This is a genomic window from Actinomycetota bacterium (assembly GCA_030019255.1).
Taxonomy (GTDB): domain Bacteria; phylum Actinomycetota; class Geothermincolia; order Geothermincolales; family RBG-13-55-18; genus Solincola_A.
This window is the reverse complement of record JASEFK010000004.1, coordinates 235,569-260,576: the sequence shown is the minus strand read 5'-3', so window position 1 is coordinate 260,576 and position 25,008 is coordinate 235,569. Positions and strand designations below refer to the sequence as shown.

Annotated in this window: 22 protein-coding genes; 1 reads left to right on the top strand and 21 read right to left on the bottom strand. The window is 64.3% G+C overall.

All coding sequences use genetic code 11. The annotated features are described in order from the left end of the window. The 17 genes from QME84_05425 to QME84_05345 all read right to left on the bottom strand — a co-directional run bounded on the left by QME84_05425 (position 1) and on the right by QME84_05345 (position 19,020). Positions 1–990: a dipeptide ABC transporter ATP-binding protein gene (locus QME84_05425; GenBank protein MDI6873706.1), complete on the bottom strand. Its 990-nt coding sequence runs from the start codon at positions 988–990 to the stop codon at positions 1–3. Next, positions 987–2,000, bottom strand: coding sequence for an ABC transporter ATP-binding protein (locus tag QME84_05420; GenBank protein MDI6873705.1), 1,014 nt, complete (start codon positions 1,998–2,000; stop codon positions 987–989). Before QME84_05420 ends, QME84_05425 begins: the two co-directional genes overlap by 4 nt. Before the next feature lies 1 nt (position 2,001). Next, positions 2,002–2,976: an ABC transporter permease gene (locus tag QME84_05415; protein MDI6873704.1), complete on the bottom strand. Its 975-nt coding sequence runs from the start codon at positions 2,974–2,976 to the stop codon at positions 2,002–2,004. Between the two features lies 1 nt (position 2,977). Next, positions 2,978–3,940: an ABC transporter permease gene (locus QME84_05410; protein MDI6873703.1), complete on the bottom strand. Its 963-nt coding sequence runs from the start codon at positions 3,938–3,940 to the stop codon at positions 2,978–2,980. 107 nt (positions 3,941–4,047) lie between these two features. After that, on the bottom strand, positions 4,048–5,688 hold the full coding sequence (locus QME84_05405; GenBank protein ID MDI6873702.1) for an ABC transporter substrate-binding protein: 1,641 nt from the start codon (positions 5,686–5,688) through the stop codon (positions 4,048–4,050). A 367-nt stretch (positions 5,689–6,055) separates the two neighbouring features. Continuing rightward, positions 6,056–6,517, bottom strand: coding sequence for a dUTP diphosphatase (gene dut / locus QME84_05400; GenBank protein MDI6873701.1), 462 nt, complete (start codon positions 6,515–6,517; stop codon positions 6,056–6,058). Between the two features lie 577 nt (positions 6,518–7,094). Further along, positions 7,095–7,874 (bottom strand): cyclase family protein, encoded by a 780-nt coding sequence (locus QME84_05395; protein MDI6873700.1) that lies wholly within the window; start codon positions 7,872–7,874, stop codon positions 7,095–7,097. Positions 7,875–8,283: 409 nt separating this feature from the next. Further along, positions 8,284–8,703, bottom strand: a complete 420-nt coding sequence (locus QME84_05390) for a response regulator transcription factor (protein ID MDI6873699.1) — start codon at positions 8,701–8,703, stop codon at positions 8,284–8,286. A 354-nt stretch (positions 8,704–9,057) separates the two neighbouring features. Further along, a complete protein-coding gene (locus tag QME84_05385) occupies positions 9,058–10,134 on the bottom strand; it encodes a hypothetical protein (protein MDI6873698.1) in 1,077 nt (358 codons plus the stop codon). A gap of 26 nt (positions 10,135–10,160) precedes the next feature. Next, entirely contained in the window at positions 10,161–10,868 is a 708-nt protein-coding gene (locus QME84_05380; GenBank protein MDI6873697.1) for an ABC transporter ATP-binding protein, read from the bottom strand. Beyond that, positions 10,861–11,619 (bottom strand): ABC transporter ATP-binding protein, encoded by a 759-nt coding sequence (locus QME84_05375; protein ID MDI6873696.1) that lies wholly within the window; start codon positions 11,617–11,619, stop codon positions 10,861–10,863. The genes QME84_05380 and QME84_05375 overlap by 8 nt, the downstream gene beginning before the upstream one ends. A 2-nt stretch (positions 11,620–11,621) precedes the next feature. After that, positions 11,622–12,602, bottom strand: coding sequence for a branched-chain amino acid ABC transporter permease (locus QME84_05370; GenBank protein MDI6873695.1), 981 nt, complete (start codon positions 12,600–12,602; stop codon positions 11,622–11,624). Between the two features lie 11 nt (positions 12,603–12,613). Then, positions 12,614–13,471, bottom strand: coding sequence for a branched-chain amino acid ABC transporter permease (locus QME84_05365; protein ID MDI6873694.1), 858 nt, complete (start codon positions 13,469–13,471; stop codon positions 12,614–12,616). Positions 13,472–13,896: 425 nt separating this feature from the next. Further along, positions 13,897–15,093: an ABC transporter substrate-binding protein gene (locus tag QME84_05360; protein ID MDI6873693.1), complete on the bottom strand. Its 1,197-nt coding sequence runs from the start codon at positions 15,091–15,093 to the stop codon at positions 13,897–13,899. A gap of 544 nt (positions 15,094–15,637) precedes the next feature. Next, on the bottom strand, positions 15,638–16,297 hold the full coding sequence (locus tag QME84_05355; GenBank protein ID MDI6873692.1) for a hypothetical protein: 660 nt from the start codon (positions 16,295–16,297) through the stop codon (positions 15,638–15,640). A 42-nt stretch (positions 16,298–16,339) separates the two neighbouring features. Beyond that, positions 16,340–17,788, bottom strand: coding sequence for a 4-hydroxyphenylacetate 3-hydroxylase family protein (locus tag QME84_05350; GenBank protein MDI6873691.1), 1,449 nt, complete (start codon positions 17,786–17,788; stop codon positions 16,340–16,342). Between the two features lie 329 nt (positions 17,789–18,117). Next, positions 18,118–19,020, bottom strand: coding sequence for a Clp1/GlmU family protein (locus tag QME84_05345; GenBank protein ID MDI6873690.1), 903 nt, complete (start codon positions 19,018–19,020; stop codon positions 18,118–18,120). A 208-nt stretch (positions 19,021–19,228) separates the two neighbouring features. Here QME84_05345 and QME84_05340 point away from each other — a divergent pair, with 208 nt between their 5' ends. Further along, positions 19,229–19,675 (top strand): VOC family protein, encoded by a 447-nt coding sequence (locus QME84_05340; GenBank protein ID MDI6873689.1) that lies wholly within the window; start codon positions 19,229–19,231, stop codon positions 19,673–19,675. Positions 19,676–19,683: 8 nt separating this feature from the next. Here QME84_05340 and hypE read toward each other — a convergent pair whose 3' ends face one another. From hypE to hypF, 4 genes are all read right to left on the bottom strand, one after another. Beyond that, a complete protein-coding gene (gene hypE, locus QME84_05335; protein MDI6873688.1) occupies positions 19,684–20,712 on the bottom strand; it encodes a hydrogenase expression/formation protein HypE in 1,029 nt (342 codons plus the stop codon). 2 nt (positions 20,713–20,714) lie between these two features. Further along, entirely contained in the window at positions 20,715–21,800 is a 1,086-nt protein-coding gene (gene hypD, locus QME84_05330) for a hydrogenase formation protein HypD (GenBank protein MDI6873687.1), read from the bottom strand. 88 nt (positions 21,801–21,888) lie between these two features. After that, positions 21,889–22,122, bottom strand: a complete 234-nt coding sequence (locus QME84_05325; protein MDI6873686.1) for a HypC/HybG/HupF family hydrogenase formation chaperone — start codon at positions 22,120–22,122, stop codon at positions 21,889–21,891. A 341-nt stretch (positions 22,123–22,463) separates the two neighbouring features. Beyond that, positions 22,464–25,004, bottom strand: coding sequence for a carbamoyltransferase HypF (hypF, locus tag QME84_05320; GenBank protein MDI6873685.1), 2,541 nt, complete (start codon positions 25,002–25,004; stop codon positions 22,464–22,466). Positions 25,005–25,008 lie beyond the last annotated feature (4 nt).

The following is a 25,008-nucleotide window of genomic DNA, read 5'->3' as shown; positions in this document are numbered from 1 at the left end:
TCAGGTTTCCGGGAAGTGGCAGGCCACGCGGTGGCCGGGGACCTTCTCCTCCAGGGGCGGCTCCACCTGGCTGCATATTTCCTGCTTTTTCCAACAGCGGGTATGGAAGCGGCATCCGGGGGGCGGGTTTATGGGGCTGGGCACGTCTCCCTCCAGGATGATGCGCCGGCGCTCCCGCTCCCTGCGTGGGTCGGGAACGGGGACCGCGGAGAGCAGGGCCAGGGTGTAGGGATGCATGGGGTGGCCGTAAAGCTCATCGTGGGCGGCCCGCTCCACAATCTTCCCCAGGTACATCACCGCCACCTCGTCGCTGACATAACGGACCACGGAGAGGTCGTGGGCGATGAATATGTAGGTGAGGTGGAACTGCTCCTGCAGCTCCTTGAGCAGGTTCAGGACCTGGGCCTGGATGGAGACGTCCAAGGCTGAAACAGGCTCGTCGCAGATTATCAGGCGCGGTCGCAAGGCCAGGGCCCGGGCCACGCCGATGCGCTGGCGTTGGCCGCCGCTGAACTCGTGGGGATAGCGGGCGAAATGTTCCGGCTGGAGTCCCACCAGGGAGAGCAGCTCCATGGCCCGGCGGCGGCGCTCCTCCCTGGTCCCCTCGCCGTGGATGACCATGGGTTCCATGATGATGGCCCCCACGCTCATGCGCGGGTTGAGGGAGGCGTAGGGGTCCTGGAAGATGATCTGCATGGAACGGCGCACGACCTTCATTTCCCGGTGGGAAAGCTTGAGGATGTCCCGCCCCTCGAATAGAACCTCGCCCCTGTCCGCCTTTATCAACCGCAGGATGAGGCGGGCCAGGGTGGATTTCCCGCACCCCGACTCGCCCACCAGGCCCAGGGTCTGACCTTCCCGTACCTCCAGGGAGACATCGTCCACGGCTTTCACGGAGCCCCCCAGCCGGGAGAGAATCAGGCCCTTGCCCAGCGGAAAATGCTTCACCAGGCCCCGGGCTTCCAGCAGGATGCCGTTTCCTCCGGTCATGCCCCCAGCACCTCCGCGGCCCGGTCCTCGAATTCGGTGGCGAAGTGGCAGGCGGACAAGTGACCTTCCTCTACCTCCGAAAGCAGCGGCTCCTGTTCGCGGCAGACGTCCTGCTCGAAGGGGCAGCGCGGTGAGAAACTGCAACCCGGCGGCAGGTTTATCAGGCTGGGGGGAGACCCCCCGATGGTCATCAGGCGCTCCCTCTTCTCGTCCAGGCGGGGAACGGAGCGCATCAGGCTCCAGGCGTAGGGATGCCTGGAGCGGTAATAGACCTCTTCCACGCCCGCGTACTCCACTACCTTTCCCGCGTACATGACCAGCACCGTCTCTGCCACTCCGGCCACCACTCCCAGGTCGTGGGTGATGAGCATCACCGAGAGACCTATCTCCTCCCTAAGGCGCCCCAAAAGCTCCATGATCTGGGCTTGGATGGTCACGTCAAGGGCGGTGGAGGGCTCGTCGGCGATGAGCAGCTTGGGCTCGCAGGAGAGGGCCATGGCGATCATGGCCCGCTGGCGCATGCCGCCGGAGAACTCGTGAGGGTACATGCGGTAACGCTCCCTGGCCTGGGGTATCTCCACCATCTCCATAAGCTCGACGGCCCTTTCCCTGGCTTCCTTGCGGGATAGTCCCAGGTGGAGCTGCACCGCCTCCCGTATCTGGTCCCCCACCCGGAAGACGGGGTTCAGGGAGGTCATGGGGTCCTGGAAGATCATTCCAATATGGTTGCCCCGCACCCGGCGCATCTCGGCGTCGCTCAACCGGAGAAGGTCGCGCCCCTCGAAGATCACCTCCCCGCCCTCTATCTTCCCCGGCGGGTCGGGCACCAACCGCATGATGGAGAGGGCGGTGACCGTCTTGCCGCATCCCGATTCGCCCACCACCGCGAGGGCCTCTCCCCGGCGTATCCGGAAGGAGACATCGTCCACGGCCTTGACCACGCCCGCGGGAGTATGGAAGTAGGTGCGCAGGTTGCGCACATCGAGCAGGATATCGCGTCCGCCGTCCATCTCAGATGCTCCCCCTCAGGCGCGGGTCCAGTGCGTCGCGCAGTCCGTCACCCAGCAGGATGAAGGCCAGCACGCTGATGACGATGGCCGTCCCCGGGATGAACATCATCCACGGGTGGGTATTGTAGAATGGCAGGTACTCGGTGAGCATGTTCCCCCAACTGGGCGTGGGAGGCTGCTGCCCCAGGCCCAGGAAGGCCAGCCAGGCCTCGGCCAGGATGGCGCCGCCCACGCTCATGGTTGCGTAGACGATTATGGGCTGGATGGCGTTGGGCATGATGTGCCTCCAGATGATGCGGGAGTGGCTGGCCCCCAGGGCTCTGGCCGCCTCCACGTATTCGTTCTCCTTTACCGAGAGGATGGAGCCCCGGAAGATCCTGGCAATCGTGGCCCAGCCCAGCACCCCGATGGCGATGAAGACGTTTATCAGCCCCGGGCCCAGCACGGTCATGATGGCAATGGCTCCCAGCACGGTGGGGAAGGCGAAGAAGACGTCCGCGGAGCGCATGATGACCGAGTCCGCCCAACCTCCGAAATAACCGGCCAGGGCCCCGAAGAAAAGGCCGAGGAGCAGGGAGATGGCCACGGCCACGATGCCCACCTCCACCGAGATGCGGCTCCCGTATATCAGGCGCGACAGGATGTCCCTTCCCAGCCCGTCCGTTCCCAGCCAGTGCTTGCCGGAAGGTGGTTGTTTCACCCCGCCCGGGGTCCTGATCTCCACCTGTTCGATGGGATCGTAGGGGGCAAGGAAGGGCGCGAAGACGGCCACCAGGATGAGGAGGATAATGACGGCCAACCCCACCATGGCCATCTTGTTGTGTCGCAGGCGGTGCCACACGTCCCTCCATAGGGCGGTTCGCCCGTGCACCCTCTCCTTTTCCAGCTCCGCCTCGAACTCCTCGATCTCCGGACCCAGGAACTCCGGGTGTTCCTTGCCGGGGAGGTAATCCTCGGGCCTCTTGCGGTCCGCCATCTCAGGTCACCTCCGGGGATTCACCCAGGCGGATGCGGGGATCGAGGAAGGCGTAGGAGATGTCCACCAAGAGGTTGATGGCCACGAAGATGAGCACCAGGATGAAGACCAACCCGATGACCATGGTGTGGTCGCGCTGAATGACGGCGTAATACAGCTTGTGACCCACCCCCGGCCAATTGAAGATCATTTCCGTGAGGACCGCGGCCCCAATGAGGACCCCGAAGTCAATGCCCAGGTAGGTGACCACGGGGATGAGGCCGTTCTTCAGGGCGTGCTTGTAGATCACTTTGCGCTCCGAGAGCCCCTTGGCCCGGGCGGTGACGATATAGTCCTGGCGCAGCACCTCCAGCATGGAAGAACGTGCCAGGCGCGCCACGTAGGCCGTGGACACGGCGGCCAGGGCCGTGGCGGGCATCACGTAATAGGGAACGGAACCCCAGAAGCCGGTTCCCGGCGGCGGGGCTCCCGAGGGCGGGAACCAGTGCAACCACTGGGAAAAGAAGAGCTGCATGAGCCGCCCGATCCAGTAAATGGGCATGGCTACCAGCACCGAGGTGCTGATGGTCACCAGGATGTCCAGGAAGGAATAGCGGGACACGGCGGAGATCACCCCGGCCAGGATGCCGAAGATGATAATGATTATCTCCGCGGCGATGGCCAGCTTCACTGACCAGGGCAGGCTCTCCCCGATGATGTCCATGACCGGCCTCTTGTAGGTGAAGGACTCTCCAAGGTCCAGGCGGGGAAGGCCACTGAGGTATATCCAGAGCCGAGAAAGCCAGGGCTTGTCCAGGTTGAACCTCTTGCGGATGTTTTCCAGGGTCTCCTCCGAGGCACCCTTGGGGGCCCGCATGCGGGCGACGTCGCCGGGGAGAGAGGCCATGAGCAGGGAAATGACCAGGACCACCCCGATGACCACGATCACCGTCTGGTAGAAACGGCGCAGAATGAAAAGAAGCATTTTTTTTACGTCTCTCTTTCCCGCCCTCCCGGGCTCCGCTAAAATTTAGCATATGAGAAGGGGGGCCGCAAGGAAATCCCGCAGGCCCCCCTCTAAGAGCGAAAGGACTACTCGGTGGTAGCCGTCTTCTTGAAGTACACCAGCTCCAGTGGGGTGAGGTCGTCGGGTGTCCTCATGTATCCCCCGACCTTGTCGGAGTACACGCGGGAGGTCTTGTAGAACATCAAGGGTATGATGGGCGCGTCCTCCAGGATGAGCCTCTCCGCCTGGCGGTAGAGCTCCAGCCTCTCGTCCTCGTCAGGGGTGCTGCGCGCCTTGAGCAGCAGCTCGTCCACCTCGGGGTTCTTGTACTGGGTCATGTTGTCCACTCCCGCGTTCTCCGAGTAGAAGAGCGGGTAGAGGAAGTTGTCCATGATGGGATAATCTGCCAGCCAGCCGAGGCGGAAGAAGGTTATCTGCTCCCCCTGGATGAGGTCCAGGTAGGTTCCCCACTCGTAACCCTCGATCTTGAAGCTGACCCCCACGTCCTTGAGGTTGGACTGGATGAACTGGGCGATCACGTCGTGCCCCACGCCAGTGTTGTAGCCCAAGGTCAGCTCGGGCAGGCCCTGGCCGTTGGGATACCCGGCCTCCTCCAGGAGCTCCTTGGCCTTCTCGGGGTCATAGGTATATTCCATGGCATCGGCCTGGTAGCCGGGAATGCCCGGGGGCACGATACCCGTGGCCGGCACGCGCTGGCCCTCCATGACCACGTTGCACAGGGTCTCGCGGTCCACGGCGTAGTTGAAAGCCTGGCGCAGGGCCTTGTTGTCCTTCCACGGGGCTGTGTTCATGTTGAACCCGTAGTAGTAAATGCCTAGCATGGGCTTGAAGATGGCCCTCTCTCCGTACTCCGCCGCCGCGGCCTCGAACTGGCCCTGAGGAATCTGGGCGTCGTGCAGGGCTCCCGCCTTGAAGTCCTGGTAGGCGGTCTCCTCGTCCTGGTAGATTTTGAAAACCACCCGGTCCAGGTGAGGCTTGTTCTCCCCGTAGTAATCCTCGAACCTCTCCACCACGATCTGCTGCTCGTGGGTCCAACTCAAGAACTTGAAGGGGCCGGTGCCCACCGGATGCTCGCTGAAGTTCTCGCTCCCGTACTGCTCCACCACTTCCTTGGGGATGGGGGAGAAGACCGGGTGGGCGGTGTGGTAGACGAAGTCCGCGTAGGGATACTCGAGGGTGACCTCCAGGGTGTAGTCGTCGAGGGCCTTCACCCCCGCGAGCGAGGTGGCCGTCTTGTCCTCGTTGAACTCCTTGAAGCCCTTGATGGCGGACATATGGTAGGCGACCTCGCTGGCTGTGGCCGGGTCACAGACGCGGTTCCAAGAATAGACGAAGTCCTGGGCCGTGCACTCCCGGCCGTTGTGGAACTTGACCCCCTTCTTTAGGTGGAAGGTGAAGACGGTGGCGTCCTCGTTCACCTCGTAGGACTCGGCCATGGCCGGCACCAGCTCCATGGTCTTGGGGTCGTTGTCCATGAGGCCGTCGAAGATCTGCTTGCCCACCTCGATACCCTGGGATTCCTGCAGCTGGGCCGGGTCAAGGGACACGGGATCGGATACCAGGCAGTAGTTGAAAGTCCCCCCTTCCTGGATCTCCTCCGCCTCCTTCTTTTCCTCTTCCTTGCCGCAGCCCCCCAGGGTCATGGCCAGCCCTACGAGGAGGGCCATTATCAGCACAGCGATCAGGATAAAACGGCTCTTTTTCATACCCGACCTCCTTGGTCAGTCCGCTCCCGTCCCACGGGAGATAAAAAGGTGGCACATCACTCGCTTAATCCCTTCTCTCACCCCCTTTTCCGGATCACCTTCGCGGCATCCGGCCGCAACGCGAATTGCGGCAGGCGGATTCGAGTCGTGGATTTACACGTTTCTCCGCTCACCCCCCTCCTCGCTTCCGGGCTCCAATGCTTGCGGCCACAAAAATATAATTCTGCATAGCTGCCTCCGGGCAGCATATGGCCTGACCCCGTTTCGACACTTGACGTAATTATAATTTCTCCCCTTTTACGGCGCAAAACATCGGAGTTCACGCCGTCTAAACCGGCCTCTGCGCCGGATTGCGGAGTGGTCGCCCTCACAGGCCGGTGGAGCCGAACCCACCTTCTCCACGGACGGTGTCCTCCAGCTCCTCGACCTCCAAGACCTCGACCCTTTCCACCTTCTGGATGACCATCTGGGCGATGCGGTCTCCCTTCCTGACCTGGAAGGGCTCCTCTCCCAGGTTGACCAGGATGACCTTGACCTCCCCCCGGTAGTGGCAGTCGATGAGGCCGGGGGTATTGACGATGCTGATGCCGTGCCGGGCAGCAAGCCCGCTCCGGGGCTGCACGAAGGCGGCGTACCCCTCGGGCAGGGCCATGGTGAAACCGGTGCTTACAAGCGCCCTCTCGCCGGGCCGCAGGACCACGTCCTCGGCGCTGCGGATGTCCAGTCCGGCGTCGCCGGGATGGGCATAGGAGGGGAGCTCCACGTCCGGGCGGAGCCGCTTGATGCGCAGGGGGACGGCGCCCGAGCCCCGGCCCCCGATCCTTTCCAGGTCAACCAGGGGGACGAGGTCGTAGATCCCGAGGCGTTCGCGCAGCGCCCTTATCTCCTCCACCAGCTCCTCCCCCTCGAGCTCCTTCACGAGGAGGCTTCCCTCCAGCTCCACCTGGAAGTTCTTGCCTGGAAGGAATTCGTATACCACCTTGTAGACGCCGCGTTCCATCTCCCGGTACCCGGCGGACGCGAGATCGTAGGGAACGAGCTCGTAGTTGAGGACCGGCTCGCCCTTGAGCACCACCCGGATCCCGTCCGGATAGACGAAAACGCGCGGAGGGCTGGAGCGGTAGAAGCAGGGCAGGTACACAGCCGCTGGATGCTTTTTCCATATCTCCCGTAGTTTCATTACCATCCCTGCCAGCTGGTCGTCGAGTTGCATACTTTTTACCAAGCGGCCGCCCTCCTTCCTCGTGCTCAACCTTTTTGCCCCTGACCTTCTCACATTTTTGCCGCCATCGACTTCCCGCCGTTCCCCGGCCAAGAACGCCTTATCGCAACCTACAACCGCCTCCTCGTCCGGTCATGATCTTCTCCTCCGCTCGATCCGAAATCCCGACCTTCCGTACCGCCGCTCAATCCTCTATCAAGGCCACCGCCCGTATCCACCCCGCGCTGGCCTTCTTCACCTTCACCGGGAAGCAGAAGAAGGTGAAGCCGTAGGGCGGGAGCTGGTCCAGGTTGGCCAGCTTCTCGATGTGGCAGTAGCCCTTCTCGATGGAGGCGAAGTGTCCTTCCCAGATGAGGGAGGAATCCCCGGTCTCCTGGAAATCCCTGGCGATGAGGGGGAGGGGGCGGTCCCAGGACCAGGCATCGGTTCCCGTGACCCTGACCCCGTGCTCCAGTATCCAGAGGGTGGCCTCCCGGCTCATGCCGCAGCCCTTGACCAGGTATTCCGGCTTGCCCCAGTACTTGTCCGCGCCGGTCATGACCAAGACTATATCCCCCTCCTTCAGCCTGTAATCCATCCTTGCCAGGGCCTCCTCCACATCCGAGGCCGTCACCCGGTAACCGTCGGGTAGGTGGCGGAAATCCAGGACCACCCCCGGCCCCATGCACCATTCGAGGGGCACCTCGTCGATGGTGAGCGCAGGCTTGCCGCGGTCCATGGTGGGGTGGTAATGCCAGGGAGCGTCCAGGTGGGTCCCCGAATGGGTGGATAAGGTGACCATCTCCACCGCCCAACCCAGCCCGCCGGGAAGGTCCTTCTCCGGGTCTATGCCCGGGAAGAATTCGGCCATGGAAGCTGCCCCCGCCTGGTGGTCCATGTACATTATCCTGGGGATCATAGCCGGCGGGTCCGAGGGGAGCCCGTCCTCGATGGTTATGCTCAGGTCCACGAGCCTCCTGCCCATCTCCGTTCCTCCTTCCCTCTATCCCAGAGGTCTCTCCCGTCGCCGGAGCCACAGCGCCGTCCGCCTTCCTTGCCGGCGCCCTTCCCTCGCGCGGGCCGCCGGGATCGTCCGATGCGACTAATATAACGCCTGCCGGAGACATTGATAAACGTGGTGGCACTTCCATTCCCATTCTCCTCCCGGCAATGCTTTAATCCTGCTTCCGATCGTAGGCGTTGATAAACGCGCTGGAGCTCCTCCCCGTGCCGCCCGACGCTCTAACCAGGACGTGAATTCCGTCTGGCCGGACTTTAACGCGGGAAGGGGAAATCACAAAGTTGAAAGCTCGAGGGCTTTTGCCGGCGTCCTGTGTTCCCTCGAGCCTTCAACCGGTAAGGGGGGCTCCGCCTAGAAGGCAGTTCCGAAAAATCTAAGAATGGTTTGCTCCCATCACTTTCAGGACCGGTTTGTCTTCTCCGACTCCCAGTATTTTCCTCACCGTTCCCAGCAGGACGTCCAAGTCGAAGGGCTTGGTGAGGTAGTGGATAACGCCCGCTTGGGCGGCCTTTTCCTTCAGCTCGTCGTACGGCAGAGCGCTCAGGAAAAGCACGGGTATGTTGAAGGTCTTGGTGGAGGCGCGCAACTTTTCCACCACGTTCAGGCCGTTTCCGGCGGGCATACGAACGTCCAGGATGACCAGGTCGGGATGCTCCCTGTGCGCCTGCATAACCGCGGACATGCCGTCGAAGGCCGCGCACACATCGTAGCCCTCCGCCATGAAATTGACGCTCAGGATGCGCACCAGTTCCTCGTCGTCGTCCACGATGAGTATTTTCTTCCGCTGCTCCACCTCGAGCCCCCTTTCTACTTCAACCGGTATCGGGTTAATCGTAGGAAAGGGGAGCCGAGCGCATCCCTCCACGGGGTGATTAAGTGACTCCGGAGGTCTTACGCCTCCCTTATGGGCGAGCCGGGCAAGTCCCCGTGTTGTTCCGGCGGATCAAGAATCCCTTGGGGATGCCGCAGGCGTGGTTGAAATCATTCGGCGGACCGTTAAAAAAATCGGGTGGCAACTACCATCATGGGTTGGCCTGCGTGTAGCCCTCAAACAAATCCGCGGTATATTCTCTCATGATGGAACCTTTTCCGGGAGGACCGATCCGCAGCGACTATTCGAGCATCCACATGGTCGGCGAGGTGAGATTTATCGGGCGGGGATCACCTCCACCCTTAGGTCACCGTCCTCCGCCAGCTCCCACCGGCAGTCGCCCCTCTTGCCGACGGCCAGCTCGAATATTCCCAGGGTCAGCCCCACCAGATATTCGGGGATAGCGGGGTTGACCACCACCGCCTCCAGCCTTTCCGGGGAAAGCGCCAGCGTCGTCAGGAGCCCCAGGCCACGAAGGGCCGCCCGCAAGCGCAGGCCCTCGAAGCCGCTGCGCGCCTCCTCCACCCCCATGGCCTCCAGGGTGTTCCTGCGCTCCGCATCGATGATAGTGGGGGTGACCCGTTCCCCGAGCTCGTGCCTCAGCTCATCGAAGACGGCACGCATGGCCGCGGTGCCGAAGAAGGCCAGCCTCCTGTCACTCTCCGTGTCCCGTATGATGCCCCGCGAGAGGTCCCAGGAGAAGCGGACCAGCTCCCGCGGCGCGCCGCAGGAAGGGCAGGGGGTGTAGGACATGTCTCCCGGCTTGCGTGCCACCCCGTTCTCCACCCGGAAGTATTCCTCGTTCAGGCGCTCCCCGCTGATGGTTACGTCCACTTGGTGGCGCCTCTCATCCAGCGCCTGGTGAGTGAGGGAGGCCCAGCGCCTTTCCAGGACTTCCGCGGCCCCCTTGAAGTCCCCGCAGAAGAGGGGCAGGGAATAGGGGTCCTCGATGAACACGGTGACCCTCTCCGGCCTCCCCCGCCGGGGAAACTGCCCTCCCACGGTTATCTTGCCGTAGCCCATCACCAGGCCCTGGGCCTCGATGGCGTACATGAAGGCCCGGTAGCCGACAAGGCGCGCGGCCAGGTTCACGTACCAGGGCAGGGTACGCTTCAGGAATGCACGGGTGGCCCGGCTCTTGGAGGCGATGACCAGCTCCCATAGGTGTTCCTCGGTGACTCCCAGGGACTCGGAGATGGAGGACCACATGCGGTCCAGGTTGCCGCACTCGAAGAAGATCATGCGGTGCGCGGGGTCCTTGACCTGGGTGATGGTGCCGTCGGGGTTCCAGCGCATGGTGCGGGATATGCCCAGGGGTATCCCGCACTCCCGGCAGGTCCTGGTGGCTTTCATCTTCACCCCCCGTTCCATGGGGCCGCTCAGGCCCCGATGTAGGCCCTCTTCACTTCCTCGTTGCCGGCCAGCTCCTCGGCGCTGCCCTCCAAAACGATGCGCCCGTTCTCCAGCACGTAACCCCGGTCGGATATGGAGAGGGCCATCCCGGCGTTTTGCTCGGAGAGGAATATGGTCACCCCGCGCCGGTTGATGTCCTTTATGGTCTCCATGATCCGGGTCACTACCAGGGGGGCCAGCCCCAGGGAAGGCTCGTCGAGCAGGAGGAGCCGGGGCCGGGCCATGAGGGCCCGGGCTATGGCCAGCATCTGCTGCTCCCCGCCGCTCAGGGTCCCGGCATCCTGCTCGCTGCGCTCCTCCAGTATGGGGAAGAGCTCGTATACCTCGCGCAGGGCGGAGGCCACGTGCTCCCGGTCCCGGTGATGGGAGTAGGCTCCCATCATCAGGTTCTTCCTCACCGAGAGGCGGGGAAAGAGCTTTCGCCCCTCGGGACACAGGGACACCCCCATCCTCACGATCTGGTCCGGCCGGCTGCGGGTGATGTCCTCTCCCTGGAAGCTTATGGTTCCACGCACGGGCTTGATGAGGCCGCTGATGGTCTTGAAAAGGGTGGATTTCCCGGCCCCGTTGGCCCCTAGCAGGGTGACCAGCTCGCCCTCCTCCACCTTCAGGGACACCCCGCTGATGACCTCGTGCTTCCCGATACTGCAGAAGACATCCCGCATCTCAAGCATAGCACTCACCCAGGTATGCCTCGATGACCTCCGGGTTCTCGCAGACCTCCTGCGGCAGCCCGTCGGCTATCTTCACCCCGAAATTGAGGACCACGATGCGGTCCGCCAGGCTCATCATCATGCGCATCTTGTGCTCGATCACGCACACCGTGATCCCCAGGTCGCGGATGCGCGCTATGAGGTCGATGATGGTGTCCGTCTCGCCCATGCCCACCCCGCCGGTGGGCTCGTCCAGGAGGAGCAGCCTGGGGTCCCCCATGAGGGCCACCCCGATGGCCAGCCTCTTCTGGGCTTCTTGGGGGATGGAGCCCGCCGGCATGTTCGCGTACTCCCCCAGGCCGGTGAAGGCCAGCACCTCCCCGATCTTCTCCACCACCTCCCTCTTCTCCCTCCTGGCGCGCGGCGTCTGCAGGACCACGTCCCACAGGCCGGAGCGGGTGCGCATGCGCCGGCCGATAATCAGGTTGACGTAAACCGGCAGCTCCTCGAAGAGAGCGGTGGTCTGGAAGGTGCGGGCGATGCCCGCCTGGGCCACCCGGTAGGGTTTCCACCCGGTGATGTTCTTCCCATCGAAAAGGATGCGTCCCCCGTCGGGGGTGAGTATGCCGCTAATAAGGTTGAAAAGGGTGGACTTGCCCGCCCCGTTGGGGCCGATGATGCCCAGGATGGATCCCTCCTGGACCTCGAAATCCACCTTGTTAACCGCCACCAGGCCCCCGAACATCTTGGTGAGGCCCTCCACGCGCAGGATGCTCATCCCTCGACCACCTCCCCCGCCCCGCGTCCGGCCCACCACCGTTTAAGCCTGTCCCACAGCTGCTGCACCCCGCCCGCTACGCCGCGGGGGAAATAAATGATGACCACGATGAGGAGGAGTCCGAAGATGGCGTAGCGGTATTCCCCCACCACCTTCTCTATGTACTCGAGGAGGTAATAGAGGCCCACTGCGCCCACCACCGGCCCGGAGAGGGTGGCCGCACCGCCGATGAGCACGTAGACCAGGAGGTTGAAGGAATATGTATAGCTGGTGATGGTGTAGTCCAGGTGCCCGTTCTCCAAGGCCAGGAGGGCCCCGGCCAACCCCACGATGAAGCAGCTGACGGTGAAGGAGAGCAGCTTGTAGCGGAAGGTGTCGATGCCCACCGCTTCGGCCAGGTTCTCGTTGCTCCGGATGGACATGAAGGTCACCCCGAGCAGGGACTTGACGATCATGCGCACCACCACCAGCACCACCACCAGTGCGGCGAGTATGAAGTAGTACCGGGCCCAGCGTTGCTCCAGGAAGGCGGGCTTGGGAACCCGCTGTCCCTGGTAACCTCCCGACAACCAGGTCCAGTTCTCGAAGACCTTGAAGATGATGACGTTGAAACACAGGGTCACGATGGCGAAATAAGGTCCTTTGGTACGTAGGGAGGGCAAGCCTACCAGGAAGCCCAGCGCGGCGGGGATCAGGCCGGCCACCAGGAGGGCCGGCCAGAAGTTCCAGCCCAGCCTCTCGGCGAAGATGCCGAAGGCGTAGGCGCCGATGCCCAGGAAGGCCCCGTGAGCCAGGGAGGCCTGGCCGGTGTAGCCCAAGATGAGGTTGAGGCTCACCGCGGCGATGGCCCAGGCCAGGGCCAGGGTGAGTACCCGCAGCTGGTACTTCTCCAGTCCCACCCAGGGCAGGAGGACAGCCAGCCCCAGCACGGCGAGGAGGAGAGCGGGCTTGGTGGCCTTCTTCCACTTCTCCGGCATCTCCACCCCCCTCACTCCCTTCCCCGGAAAAGCCCCGTGGGGCGCACGGCCAGGATGATGATCAGCACCGCGAAGGCGAAGACGTCCTTGTACGCGGAGGAGACGTAGGCGATGGCCATGGCCTCTAAAACCCCCAGGAGGTAACCTCCCACGATGGCTCCCTGCATGCTCCCCAGGCCTCCCAGGACCACGATGACGAAGGCCTTGAGGATGAGCACGCTCCCCATCTCCGGGGCGATGAAGGCCAGGGGGGCCATGAGCACCGCGGCAGCGGCGGCTAGGGCGGTGGCGATGGCAAAGGTCAGGAGGGAGATGCGGTTGACGTTTATCCCCACCAGGGCCGCTCCCTCGCGGTCCTGGGCCACGGCCTCGATGGCCGTACCCAGGCGGGTTCTCTTGATGAACAGGTGAAGGAGGACCACCAGCAGGGCGGCGCCGACAATGACAATGAGCCTCTGGGCCTCCATGCTCACCCCGCCGACGGAGAACACCCTGTCGATGGGCTTGGGTACGCTAAGGGACTTGGGCTGGATGGCCCGGACCATGGTTTCCAGGAAGAGGATCAACCCGATGGCAGCGATGAAGGTGTTGATGTGTGGCTGTTCTCGAAGGGGACGGTAGACCAGCCGCTCCACGATGATCCCCCCGAGGGCCAGGGCGATCATGCACAGGGGGAGGGCCAGCCAGTAGTTGACCTTGACCAGGACCATGAGGATGTACAGGAGGTAAGCTCCCACCATGTACAGGTGACCGTGGGCGAAGTGGGAGATGTCCAGGATGCCGAAGATGAGGGTCAGCCCCAGGGCCACCATCACGTACTGGCTCCCCAGCTGGATGCCGATGATCAACTGGTTGAGGAAGAAGGACAACTCAACCTCTCCTTGGCGTCAGCCTCCGGCCTTCCAATCCCCGTTCACCCTTTAAACCTCATCCCCGGCAAGGAGCTCCGCCGCTTCCCGGAACCTTCGCGCGGCCGCTGCCTTTTTCGCTTAATAAGCGCTTTGTGAAACGACGATCCCGTCCCTTCACGTACCGTGCCGTAAAGATATTTCGGGTTTCTTTAAGGCCTCTCCGGGAAAGATATCCCGCATGACAGCCGTCCAGCCGGCGACTCGAATTGTTTTTTTATTCGGTAAAGGTGCCCGCCACTTTACCCGTATTCCAGTTATTTTCCGGCCCAGAATTCCGCGGCATGGTTCCCGGTTTCCATCTCCGTATCCCAGCCCCACAAAGGCAGGGAGGGAAGCCAGGACGGCTTCCCTCCTCCTCTCCTCATCCCAAGACCCAGTGGGCCTTACTGCTTCCACCACTCGATGGGCTCTCCCGCGACGAATTCTCCGTTCTCCACGATCACCGAGGTGCCCGGCATGAACAGGGCGCCCGTCTGGTCGTTGATGCCTGCGTACTCCACCGGCAACTCCTCGCCCGAGGTCACCGAGACGTCCCCCTTGGCGAAGGCGGCGCGGATGGCGGCCACGTCATCCACGCTCCCCGCCTCCTCCATGGCCTTGACCAGGATGTGGAAGCCGGTGTAGCAGATGGCCGCCTCCCAGGTGAAACGCCGGTTGTATTCCTTCTCGAACTTCTCCATGATCTCGAGGGTGGCCGGCCAGATGGACTGGTTCACCGGGAGCACCCCGATGCAGCCCTCCAGCTTCTCCATGCCGGTGGTCTCCTCGATGATGTCCAGCTTGGCCTGGTCGATGACGATGAACCCTCCCTTGAAGCCCAGGCTGCGCGCCTGGTCGATGACCAGGGCCGTGGGCTCGGAGGGTCCGCCGCAGAAGATGACGTCCGGGTTGGCTGCCAGCACCGTGGTCAGGTAGGGGGTGAAGTCGGTCTCCGTGTAGTAGCTGGCCGGCGCCTCGGCCACCACCGTTCCGCCCGCCTTGGTCCAGGCGTCCTTGAAGGTCTTGCCCCACAGCTCACCATAGGCCCCGGTGGTCTGGAGCATTCCCACTTTCTTCCATCCCTTGGTCAAGGCCCTGGTTATCCAGTCCTTCACATACACCGAGAAGGGCGGGGGAAGGGTGACCATGTACTTGTTGGGCTTCTGCGCGTAGAGGGGCACGCTAGTATAGGCCATGATCAGGAATTCCTCGCCCGCCATCTCGTTTATCCCCATGAGGGACTGGATGGTGTTGGCGGTGGGGTCCCATATTACCTTGATATCTTCCTCGAGCACGAAGCGCTGGGCGTTGCTCAGCGATTTCTCGGGAACCATCTCGTCGTCGGCCGACACCAGCTCGAAGACGTAAGTGGTATCCCCGATCTTTATCCCTCCCTTGGCGTTGATCTCCGCTATGGCCATGTCCAGGCCGGCCTTGATGTCCTGGCCGTATCCGGCCCCGATACCGCTCAGGGGAGCGGTGAGGCCGATCTTGACCACCACCTTCTCCCCTTCCGCCTCGCCGCCGCAACCGGCAATTCCCATGACCACCAGGAGCACGGCCGCCACAAGACCTACCGCCGCTTTCCACCGCATTCCCATCAACCCCCCTCCTTGTCCATCCGAATTAACCTCTCTTCCTTTCCTGCCCTGCCCCGGCCCGCACCGGGAGTACGTTCTTACATTCGGAAATCCGGTTACCGGGTTCAGCCCCGGTCCTGCTGCTTCCTGCCCTTCCCGGAAACGGTTGTCGCGATATCTCCAGGGTTTGAACGCCTTGATTTTTCCTTTCCCGTACCGGGACCGTCGGCTACCGCGGAAGCATGACTCGGCGTGGAAGATGCTGTGATCCAACGAGAAAGATACTGCGATCTTACTGGAATCCCTGCCCCAACCCGTTTCCGGACCATTTAATAAAAATGCAGCCTGGCAGTTTGCAAATTCCACATCACCTCCCCCTCGCCTCCCCTTCGTGGGAAGGCCGCGCCGCGTGCATTCCCCTCGCTGGTGTAAAAAGTATAGCATGTTTCGCTTATTAATTCAGCCGGCCAGACGAAAATCCTTCCCCATGTTCAAGGATAGCCCCGCCACCGACAGCCTTCGTCCCCCTCGCCGGTGTCTGGTTCCTCGACCGAAAAGGAAGATCTCACCGCCGCAAGAGGAAGCCTCCCTGTTGTGCGTAGGGAGCGTAGGCCTCCCCGCCGGGGATCGCCTGGTAGCTCCCGGTGATCTCCCGCCGGGAAACGGATACCGTTCCCTCAAGGTTCAATCGCAACGGGACCTGTCCGGTCCCGGGGCCGGTCTTGAGAACCAGGTCCGCCTGGGCTCGAAAGCTCCCGCTGCCCGCATCCCAGGCGTAACGACCGTCCATCAACTTGATGACGCCGATGTAATCGGGAGGCAGGGCGATGCCGCCGTCCTCGCCCAGTAGGAGGTGACAGTTCTTCAAGGTGAAGGGTTCACCCTCCATCTCCAGGACCCAGCGGCCGCAGATGCCCGACAGCTCCTCCACGGGCGCCGCTTCCTCCCAGCTCAACGGGTCCGGGAAACTGATAACCACCGCCTGGCTTTCCCCTTCCCCCTCGGGGACCACGCTGAAGCCGCCTCCTTCTCGGGCTCCCTGCTCCGGCCCGGAGCTTTCCACCTCCCCCTCCGAGGCCGGAGGTTCCTCCTGTGCCTCCCGGTGTGCCGCGTCATTCCGGGAATCCCCGCCCGTTCCTCCCGGCCCGCGCACCAGCAACAGGGCGACGACCGCGGCGGAGGCCAGCGCGCCGAGGACGAGGAGCAGGCATTTTCTGGAAATCAAAAGATTCCCCCCTTCTCCTGAACCGGCATGAGGGCCCCGCGATCAGTCCAGGTCCACCAGGCGCTTGACCAGCTTGACCTTGTCCTCCAGGTCGGCCAGGCGCCGGATCATGATGCGCTGGGCCTGGGGAGAACCCGCCCCGTGGATGCTCTCCGTGAGGTAAGCGGCAGCCCCGCAACCCACGGTCATGTTCTCGATGAACTTGAGGACCTTGATGCGGTCCATGGTGGGTATGTCCGCCGAGCCCCGGAGGTATTTCTCCAGGTAAGGCGCTATCTCCGGGTTCTCGAAGTCCTTCTGGGAGGGCATGGTCACCACCAGGCCGCCGGCGATGTCCTGCAGGAGGCGGGCAATCTCGAAGGGGAAGCGGGTCACGTTCTGCTTGCACACGTTGGCCAGGAGCACGTCCACCAAGTAGCACCCGGAGGGGGTGGGCACGCCGCGGGCACTGCAGGCGATGCCGCAGGAGAACAGGGTCTCGTTGAGGTGGATCATCTCCGTTATCTTGTCCCGCACGTGGCTGGCCCCCTCCACGCCCTGGTAGACGGCGGCCAACTGGGCCGCCCCCACCAGGACGTCGCCCACTCCCACCTTGCAGCCCCCGTAGCTCTGGCGGTGGTAGGCGGCGAAGCGCTCCACCACCTTCCCGCTCTGGTCGTACTCGCCGCACATGAAGACCCGCTCCCAGGGGACGAAGACGTCGTCGAAGATGATGAGGGCCTCCTGGCTTCCATATCTTGGGTTTCCTACGTCCAGCGGACTTCCCTCCAGCTTGCGGGTGTCCGAGGGCTGGCGCCCCAGGACGAAGGTTATCCCCTCCGCGTCGGCGGGGACGGCGAAAGAGACGGCGTAATCCGCCTCTTCTTTGCGCATGGCCGTGGTGGGCATGACCAGGATGTGGTGGGAGTTGAGGGCCCCCGTCTGGTGGGCCTTGGCCCCCCGGACCACGATGCCCTCGGGTCGGCGTTCCACCACGCGCACGAATAGATCCGGATCCTGCTGCTCCGCGGGGCGCAGGCCGCGGTCGCCTTTGACGTCGGTCATGGCCCCGTCCACCACCAGGTTCTCCTCCTGGATGAAGCGGAGATATTCCTTGAAGCGCTCGTGGTATTCCGTCCCGTGCTCCTGGTCGCACTCGTAGGTCACCGAGTAGAGGGCGTTGAAGCCGTCCATGCCCACGCAGCGCTGGAAGCAGGTGGCCGTGCGGCGCCCGAGCAGGCGCTGCATGAGCACCTTCTTCACCAGGTCGTCGGTATCCTGGTGGATATGGGTGAAGCGGCTGATGCGCTTACCTGTGAGGTGGGACACGGCGAAGAGCAGTTCCTCCGCCTCCGGCTCGTCGCCCCGGTTGTAGGTCTCGGCCATGGCGTTCATGGAGGGCCGGATCATGGGGTGATCCACCGGGTTTTCCACCCGCTCGCCCAGTAGATAGATGCGCCTCTGCAGCGCCCGCAGGCTTTCCACGTAGGCTTCCGGACTGTCGATTTTCATCGGGAACCCTCCTTTTACCGCCGTCCCGCCTCCCGGCCTCCCTTCCGCTTCCTACTATCGGCCTGATCGCTGCCCCTCCGGGAGAACGGCAAGACTCCGCCGCACGGGTCCATCGACCGCATGATTTTTCGTATACCCGCGAGTAAATTTTACATCATCGTCCTTTTCTCTCGCACAACGGACGTCAGGCGCTTCGATCCCTGTTTCGTGAAAGCCGTCCCCCGTTTTCCCACAACCCTTGCGCGCCGCTTCACGAAGCACGGGAATCATCCCCTACCTGCGGCGGGAAGCGAGTATTGCGGAACTTGGCCCCGCCATGAAGGCCCCGGTCACCGGACGGTACTGCTTCCATACCCGAGGAAACGGAAAGAATCGTCCCCCTCGAGAACCGCGGGTCCCGCGGAAAGCGCCTTTATCTCCTCCATCGCTCCCCGGAAGGGGGTCAGCACCCGCACCCTATCCTCCCCCACCTGGAGCACCCGGGCAAGGTCCCTGGTGATACCCCTCCCGTCGTTCAGTCCCAGGAGCTGTCCCTCACGCAATGTCTCCGCGGAGGCCGCGATGCGGTTGGAAGTGGGCATCAACTCCACCTTCCCCAGTTCGAGGGTCACCTCGCGTCCCGCGGCGAAATAACGTCGAAAGAGCTCCCGCCGGTAGGCGGCCCTTTCCTCGCGGCTCCGGCACTTGGCCTCGGGGGAAGGGCTGATCCTCATCAGCTCCCCATAGGTATTTTCTTCCAGGCTCCGGAAGATGTGCTCCGTCTCCCCCTCCCGGTCCAGGACCACCAGGAGGTCGGGCCGCAGGGCGCGTATCTTGCAACGCTTGAGGAGGGCGGCCAGCCCACCCTCCACCATGCCCGAGGTGTCCACGAGAAGGACGTCGTAGCCCTCCTCCACGGCGCGCCTCTCCAGGCGCAGCCCGGCCTCGATCACCGAACCAACGTCGAAGGCCGGCGAGAGGAATCCGAGGAAGACCATGGCCGTGGGGAACAGCGGATCGCCTCCCGCCTCCCAGGGAAGCTGGAGGCCAATGCAGCCCGGCGGACCCACCGTGGATTGCCCCAGGTCGAAATCCAGCACCCCCACCCGCCTCCCGGCCTCGGCGAGCGCTCCCGCCCAATGCCGTGCCAGGAAGGTTTTCCCGCTGTCCGTTCCCCCGATGAACATTACCTTGCGGTACTCCGCGACGATTGCCGGGGCGGCGAGCAATTCTTGGGCATCATCCCCCTTCATGGTCCTCCCATGTCGGTTTCAAGCGCGTTTTCCTGCGGTCCCTCAGGACGCCGTAACCGAAAGGCATAGGCATAATATGATTATAGGCAAAGCCAGCGTGGGCCGCGCCGCGCCACGACCGGGGGCTGGTTGGACTGCAATGGATCGTTTTCGTCTCTTCCGTGAGCGGAGTGGACGCTCATGGGAACGAAGGGAAGGGAGGTCGAGCATGCACAACGTGGAAAAGCTGGATCACGTGGCCTTCGCGGTCAAGGACAAGGAGCTGGCCGCGGCGTTCCTCACCCGGGTGCTGGGAGCCAGGGAGGTCATGGACATGGAGTGGGGCGGTTTCCGCTTCGCCTCCTTCCTCCTGGGCTCGGGGAGCATGCTGGAGCTGGTCTACTCCTCCGATCCCGACAACTTCGTGAACCGCTTCATCGCCCGGCGCGGAGAGGGCCTGCACCACCTGACCTTCAAGGTCAGCGACCTGGAGGGGACGGTAGAATACCTGCGCGGCCAGGGCCTCAACCCCTTCGACATCAACACCTCCAACCCACTGTGGAAGGAATGTTACCTGCATCCCCGCGAGGCCCTGGGAACCCTCATCCAGTTCGCCGAATTCCCCGAGGAGGAGTGGATGAGGATCTGGCAGCAATCGTTGAAGAAGGCGCCCTGAGGCGAACTTCAGCAGATGCGGGGAAAGTGCTCGCCGGAGGGCATGCGCAAGAGGCGCGAGGACCCTAGCGGGGTGAGGATGGAGACCCGGCCACGGGGTCCTTCCAGCACGCTTCCGATGACCGCAGCCTCCCTCCCCAGGGGGTGAGCGCGCATGGCCTCCAGAACCGCGGGGGCCGACTCCGGGTGCACGGCGGCCAGGAGCTTCCCCTCGTTGGCCAGGAGGAGGGGATCCAGGCCCAGCATCTCACAGAAGGCCCGCACCCCTTCCCGCACCGGGATGTCCGCTTCCCTCACCTCCAGGGAAACGCCGGAGGCGGAGGCCATCTCCTTCAGGGAGGCCGCCAGTCCTCCCCGGGTGGGGTCCCGCAGGGCGTGCACCTCGCCCACCTCCAGCATAGTCTCCACCAGCGCGTTCAAGGGGGCGCAGTCCGACTCCACCTCCACCTGGAAGTCAAAGCCCTCCCGGCGGCTGAGCACCGCGGTCTCGTGATCCCCCACGCACCCGCTGACCAGCAGGAGATCGCCGGGCCGCGCCCCCCGGATGGAGACCTCCCTTCCCGGGGGGATGATACCCACCCCCGCAGTGTTGATGTACATCCCGTCCGCGGCGCCCTTCTCCACCACCTTGGTATCCCCGGCCACGATCCGCACCCCGGCCCTCTCCGCCCAGTGGCCCGCCGAGGAGAGCACCCGCCCCAGCACCTCGCGGGGAAGCCCCTCCTCCAGGATGAGTCCCAGGGTCAGGTAAAGGGGCCTGGCCCCGCGCATGGAGAGGTCGTTCACCGTCCCGCACACCGCCAGTTTCCCGATGTCCCCCCCGGGGAAGAAGAGGGGCTTGACCACGAAGGAATCGGTGGTGCAGGCGAGGCGGAAACCGGGCTCCGCGCCGTCCAGGAGGAGGGCGGCGGCGTCCTCCCCGTCGGGTAGAGCGCTCTTACCCAGGGCGGGGTAGACCACCTCCTCCAGGAGGTCCAGCATCCGGGAACCCCCGGCGCCGTGGGCCATAGTGATGGTCCCGCCCCTTCCCTCGGCCATCCTCAGCGGCCCTCCTCCTCGTAAAGGTAGTAGGAGGCGCAGGTCCCCTCGCTGGAGACCATGCAGGGCCCGAAGGGCGAGTCGGGGGTGCAGGAGCGGGCGAACAGCGGGCACTCCGTGGGCCTTATCCTCCCGCACAGGACGTCGCCGCAGCGGCAGCCGCTCCTCTCCCTCACCTCCGGGACCTCCACCTCCCAGCTACCGGCGTCCAGGTCCGCGAACTCCTCGCGCAGCGCCAGCCCGCTCCCCGGGATGAGGCCCAGGCCCCGCCATTCCGCGTCCGCCTCCCGGAAGACGCGGCACATGGTCTCTCTGGCCCTGCGGTTCCCCTCCGGGCGGACGGCCCTCGAGTACTCGTTGGCCACCTCCGGCTTCCCCTCCGCCTTCATGCGCAGCAGGAGATACACGGCGCGCAGGATGTCCGCCGGCTCGAACCCGGAGATCACGCAGGGAATACCGTGCTCGCGGGGCAGGAAGCGATAGGCCTCCGTGCCCAGGACCACGCTCACGTGGCCGGGGAGCAGAAAACCATCTATGGAAAAGTCTTCCATATGAACCAGCGCCTTCAGCGCCGGGGGGATGAGCTTGTGCAGGCTAAGGACGAAGAAGTTTCCCAGCCCCTCCTCCCTGGCCCGCAGCACCGCGGCGGCCACCGTGGGGGCGGTGGTCTCGAAGCCCACCCCCAGGAAGACCACCCGGCGATCCGGGTTCTCCCTGGCCAGGGCCACGGCGTCCAGGGGAGAGTACACCACCTTAACCGCCGCCCCCCGGGAGGAGGCCTCCAGAAGGGTCCCCTGTGGGCCTGGGACCCGCACCATGTCCCCGAAGGTGGCCAGGATCACGTCCTCGATGGAGGCCAGGGCCAGGGCCCGGCCCATGTCTCTTTCCGAGGTCACGCACACAGGGCAACCCGGCCCGGAGACCAGGTCCACCTCCGGGGTCAGCAGGGGACGCAGCCCGGAGCGGGAGATGACCATGGTATGGGTGCCGCATACCTCCATGAGCACCGCGCTCGTGTCGAGCTCCCTTATGGCCCGGAGCTGCCCCTGCAGGATAGCGGGGGAGCGGTATTCATCAAGATATTTCAAATCGCCCCATCCCTTTCCTCGGACCGGCATGAAGAGCGTTGCGGGCTTTCGATGTTCCGGTGTGGGAACGTCAACGTGCTCCTCCCCTCTACTCGTAAAGGGGCCCGTACTCGGCGGCCTCCTCCAGGATGGCCAGGGTCCTCTCCGCCTCTTCGCGGTCCACCTTCTCCATGGCGAAGCCGGCATGGACCAGGACGTAATCTCCCACCTTCACGCCGTCCAGGAGCATGAGGCTCACCACCTTGCGCACCCCTCCGATCTCCACCAGCGCGGTCTCGTTCTCCTGCAGTTCCACGACCTCAGCGGGTATGGCCAAGCACATCGCTTTCCTCCGTTCTCTTCACGGGAGACCTCGCGGTTGGTCATGGTTCCTCCGCGGTCATTCCGGTAGACATACGGTAGACAGAGACATTATATTATCATCCACCCACCTCCAACCGCTCTGGATGCATCCCGACCTGAATACCATATATTACCAACCCTGGAATTCCTCCCCTCCCAGGGCACCGGCCGAAACCCCGACTACCGTACGACAAGCTTCCAACCTCCTTCAACTCTGCCCTGCCCACCTTTACCCTACACCTTGTGCGGTTACCCCTCGGAGGATGACCTTTCCAGCCCCGGGCACGAGGGTGGGCGCCTCCGATCCCCAACCCGGACAGATCATGCCTTGCGACCCTCCTGCCACCGCCTCGCCGCGGCCACCGCCTGGCCCAGGGAGATACCCCCATCGTTGCAGGGCACCCTGCGGTGCAGAAGGCACCGGAATCCTTTCTCTTCCAGGAGTTCCACCACTAGGGGGGTGAGCAAGCGGTTCTGGAATACGCCCCCGCTCAGGGCCACCCTCTCCAGGCCGGTCTCCTCCCGCAGGGCCCGGCACATCCTCGCCACCCCCCGGGCCAGGGCGGCGTGGAAACGGGCGGCGACCGTGGCCGGATCGGTGCCCCGGGAAAGGTCCTCGAGCACCGCCAGGACCATGGTCCGGGTGTCCCACACCATGGGACGTCCATCCTCGGAGATGTCGACGGGGTAGGTATTTTCCCGCAGGGAGGAGGGGGCGCGCGAGGCCAGGGCTTCCAGCTCGCAGGCCGCCTGCCCCTCGTAGTAGGCGCGCGTCTTAAGGCCGATGAGGGCGGCCACAGCGTCGAAGAGCCGCCCGGCGCTGGAGGTGAGAGGGGTGTTGAAACCGCTCCTCAACTGGGCGGCGAGGGCCTCCGCCCGTCGCCCGGGATCCCACAACACCTCACCGCCGGCCGCAGCGTCCCCATCCGCTCCCCGCGCGGCTTCCCCTGCTGGACAGGTTCCCCCTTCCCGGAATCCTTTCCAAGCCGACCTTCCCGGGCGAGGGTCGCCTTCGGGGACGTGGAAAGACGGCTTAGCCGTGGCGGTCTTCGCCGGACAGGCCTCCCCGCTCTTCCCTCCTTCCCTCCCTCTCCCCATGAAGGCGAGATACCTTCCCAGCACCCGCCCCTCGTCTCCCCCGCAGACCTCCCACAGGACTCCGAAGGCCATGCGGTCCAGCTCCTTCACGCAGGCCTCCCCGCCCGGCATGGGAAAGGCGTACAGGTGTCCGGCGCGCTCGAACTCCACCTCGTCGCCGAGGAGGAATTCCCCACCCCAGACCGTGCCGTCCGTGCCGTAGCCGGTGCCGTCCCAGGAGACACCGATGACCCGGCCGCTCTCCCCTCCGTCCGCCAGGCAGCTCACTATATGTGCGTGGTGGTGTTGCACGGCCACGCGGGGGAGCCCGAACTCCGCGGCCAGCTGGGTGGAGAGGTAGTCCGGGTGGAGGTCGTGGGCCACCAGTTCCGGCCGGAGGGAGAATAGGCGCCGCATGGCCTCCATAGCCTCCTCGAAGTGTCGGAGGGTCTCCGCGTTGTCCAGGTCCCCAATGTGCTGGCTCAGGAAGGCGTGCTTCCCGCGCAGGAAACAGAAGGTGTTCTTGAGCTCCGCCCCCAGGGCCAGGACCTCCACCGGGCTCCCCTCGCTCAGGACTACCGGGTAGGGCGCGTAACCCCGAGCCCGGCGCAGGGGGTATTCCTTCCCCAGGAGGACGGAAGTCACCGAGTCGTCGTACCTCACCAGTATGTCGCGGTCGTGCATGAGGAAGTAATCGGCGATGCCTGCCAGGCGGCGGCGCGCCTCACCGTTGTCCTTGGCGATGGGCTCCTCGCTCACGTTCCCGCTGGTCATCACCAGGGGGATCCCCGCCTCCGCCATGAGTAGGTGGTGCAGGGGGGTGTAGGGGAGAAAGAGGCCCTGGTTCCGCAGGCCCGGCGCCACCTCCCGCGAGAGACGCGAACCCTCTTTCTCCGTAAGCAGCACGATGGGGGCGCGGGGGGAGGAGAGGAGCTTCCTTTCCTCCTCGCTCACCTCGCAGTACCTCTCCGCCTCCTCCAGGCTCCCCACCATGACCGCCAAGGGCTTGGCGTAACGGCGCTTGCGCTCCCGCAGGCGGGAAACGGCCTCGTCGCTTCCGGCGTCGCAGGCCAGCTGGAAACCTCCCAGCCCCTTCACGGCCACGATCTTCCCCTCCCGCAGGGCCCGGGCCGCCAGGACGACCGGGTCCCCGTCCACCGTTTCCCCCCTCTCGTCCTCCAGCCACAACCGAGGTCCGCAGCGGGAACAGGCGTTGGGCTGGGCGTGGTAGCGCCGGTCGGCGGGGTCGTTGTATTCCCTCTCGCATTCCGAGCACATGGTGAACCCGGCCATGGTGGTCAGGGGACGATCGTAGGGGATGCCGCCGATGATGGTGAAGCGGGGCCCGCAGTTGGTGCAGTTGATGAAGGGGTAGCGGTAGCGGCGGTCATGCGGGTCGAACAGTTCCCGCCGGCAGTCGGGACAGGTGGCCAGGTCGGGGGAGACCAGGGCTACCTTCTCCCCGGCATGGGAGCTCTCGCGGATGCGAAACTCCCCGGTGGCCGGTACGGCCTCGGCGGCCGCGGGAAGGTCACCCGTTCCGGGGATCTCCTCGGCGCGGATCTCCTCGATCACCGCCGCGGGAGGCGCCTTTCTGGAAATGTCTTCCAGAAAATTCTCCAGGTCCCGCCTCCCGCCGCAGGCGAGGATGCGGGCTCCCTCGGGGGTGTTCTCCACCCAGCCCGCCAGTCGGTACTCGCGGGCCAAGCGGTAGATAAAGGGCCGGAAGCCCACGCCCTGCACGATGCCCCTCACCCGGATGTCCAGGCACTTCCTCGACGCCACGCGG

Coding starts and splice junctions, on each gene's coding strand:
- QME84_05425 (MDI6873706.1), bottom strand. CDS start 990: ATGACCGGAGGAAACGGCATCCTGCTGGAAGCCCGGGGCCTGGTGAAG.
- QME84_05420 (MDI6873705.1), bottom strand. CDS start 2,000: ATGGACGGCGGACGCGATATCCTGCTCGATGTGCGCAACCTGCGCACC.
- QME84_05415 (MDI6873704.1), bottom strand. CDS start 2,976: ATGGCGGACCGCAAGAGGCCCGAGGATTACCTCCCCGGCAAGGAACAC.
- QME84_05410 (MDI6873703.1), bottom strand. CDS start 3,940: ATGCTTCTTTTCATTCTGCGCCGTTTCTACCAGACGGTGATCGTGGTC.
- QME84_05405 (MDI6873702.1), bottom strand. CDS start 5,688: ATGAAAAAGAGCCGTTTTATCCTGATCGCTGTGCTGATAATGGCCCTC.
- QME84_05395 (MDI6873700.1), bottom strand. CDS start 7,874: ATGGGCAGGAGGCTCGTGGACCTGAGCATAACCATCGAGGACGGGCTC.
- QME84_05385 (MDI6873698.1), bottom strand. CDS start 10,134: ATGAAAGCCACCAGGACCTGCCGGGAGTGCGGGATACCCCTGGGCATA.
- QME84_05380 (MDI6873697.1), bottom strand. CDS start 10,868: ATGCTTGAGATGCGGGATGTCTTCTGCAGTATCGGGAAGCACGAGGTC.
- QME84_05370 (MDI6873695.1), bottom strand. CDS start 12,602: ATGCCGGAGAAGTGGAAGAAGGCCACCAAGCCCGCTCTCCTCCTCGCC.
- QME84_05360 (MDI6873693.1), bottom strand. CDS start 15,093: ATGGGAATGCGGTGGAAAGCGGCGGTAGGTCTTGTGGCGGCCGTGCTC.
- QME84_05350 (MDI6873691.1), bottom strand. CDS start 17,788: ATGAAAATCGACAGTCCGGAAGCCTACGTGGAAAGCCTGCGGGCGCTG.
- QME84_05345 (MDI6873690.1), bottom strand. CDS start 19,020: ATGAAGGGGGATGATGCCCAAGAATTGCTCGCCGCCCCGGCAATCGTC.
- QME84_05340 (MDI6873689.1), top strand. CDS start 19,229: ATGCACAACGTGGAAAAGCTGGATCACGTGGCCTTCGCGGTCAAGGAC.
- hypE (MDI6873688.1), bottom strand. CDS start 20,712: ATGGCCGAGGGAAGGGGCGGGACCATCACTATGGCCCACGGCGCCGGG.
- QME84_05325 (MDI6873686.1), bottom strand. CDS start 22,122: ATGTGCTTGGCCATACCCGCTGAGGTCGTGGAACTGCAGGAGAACGAG.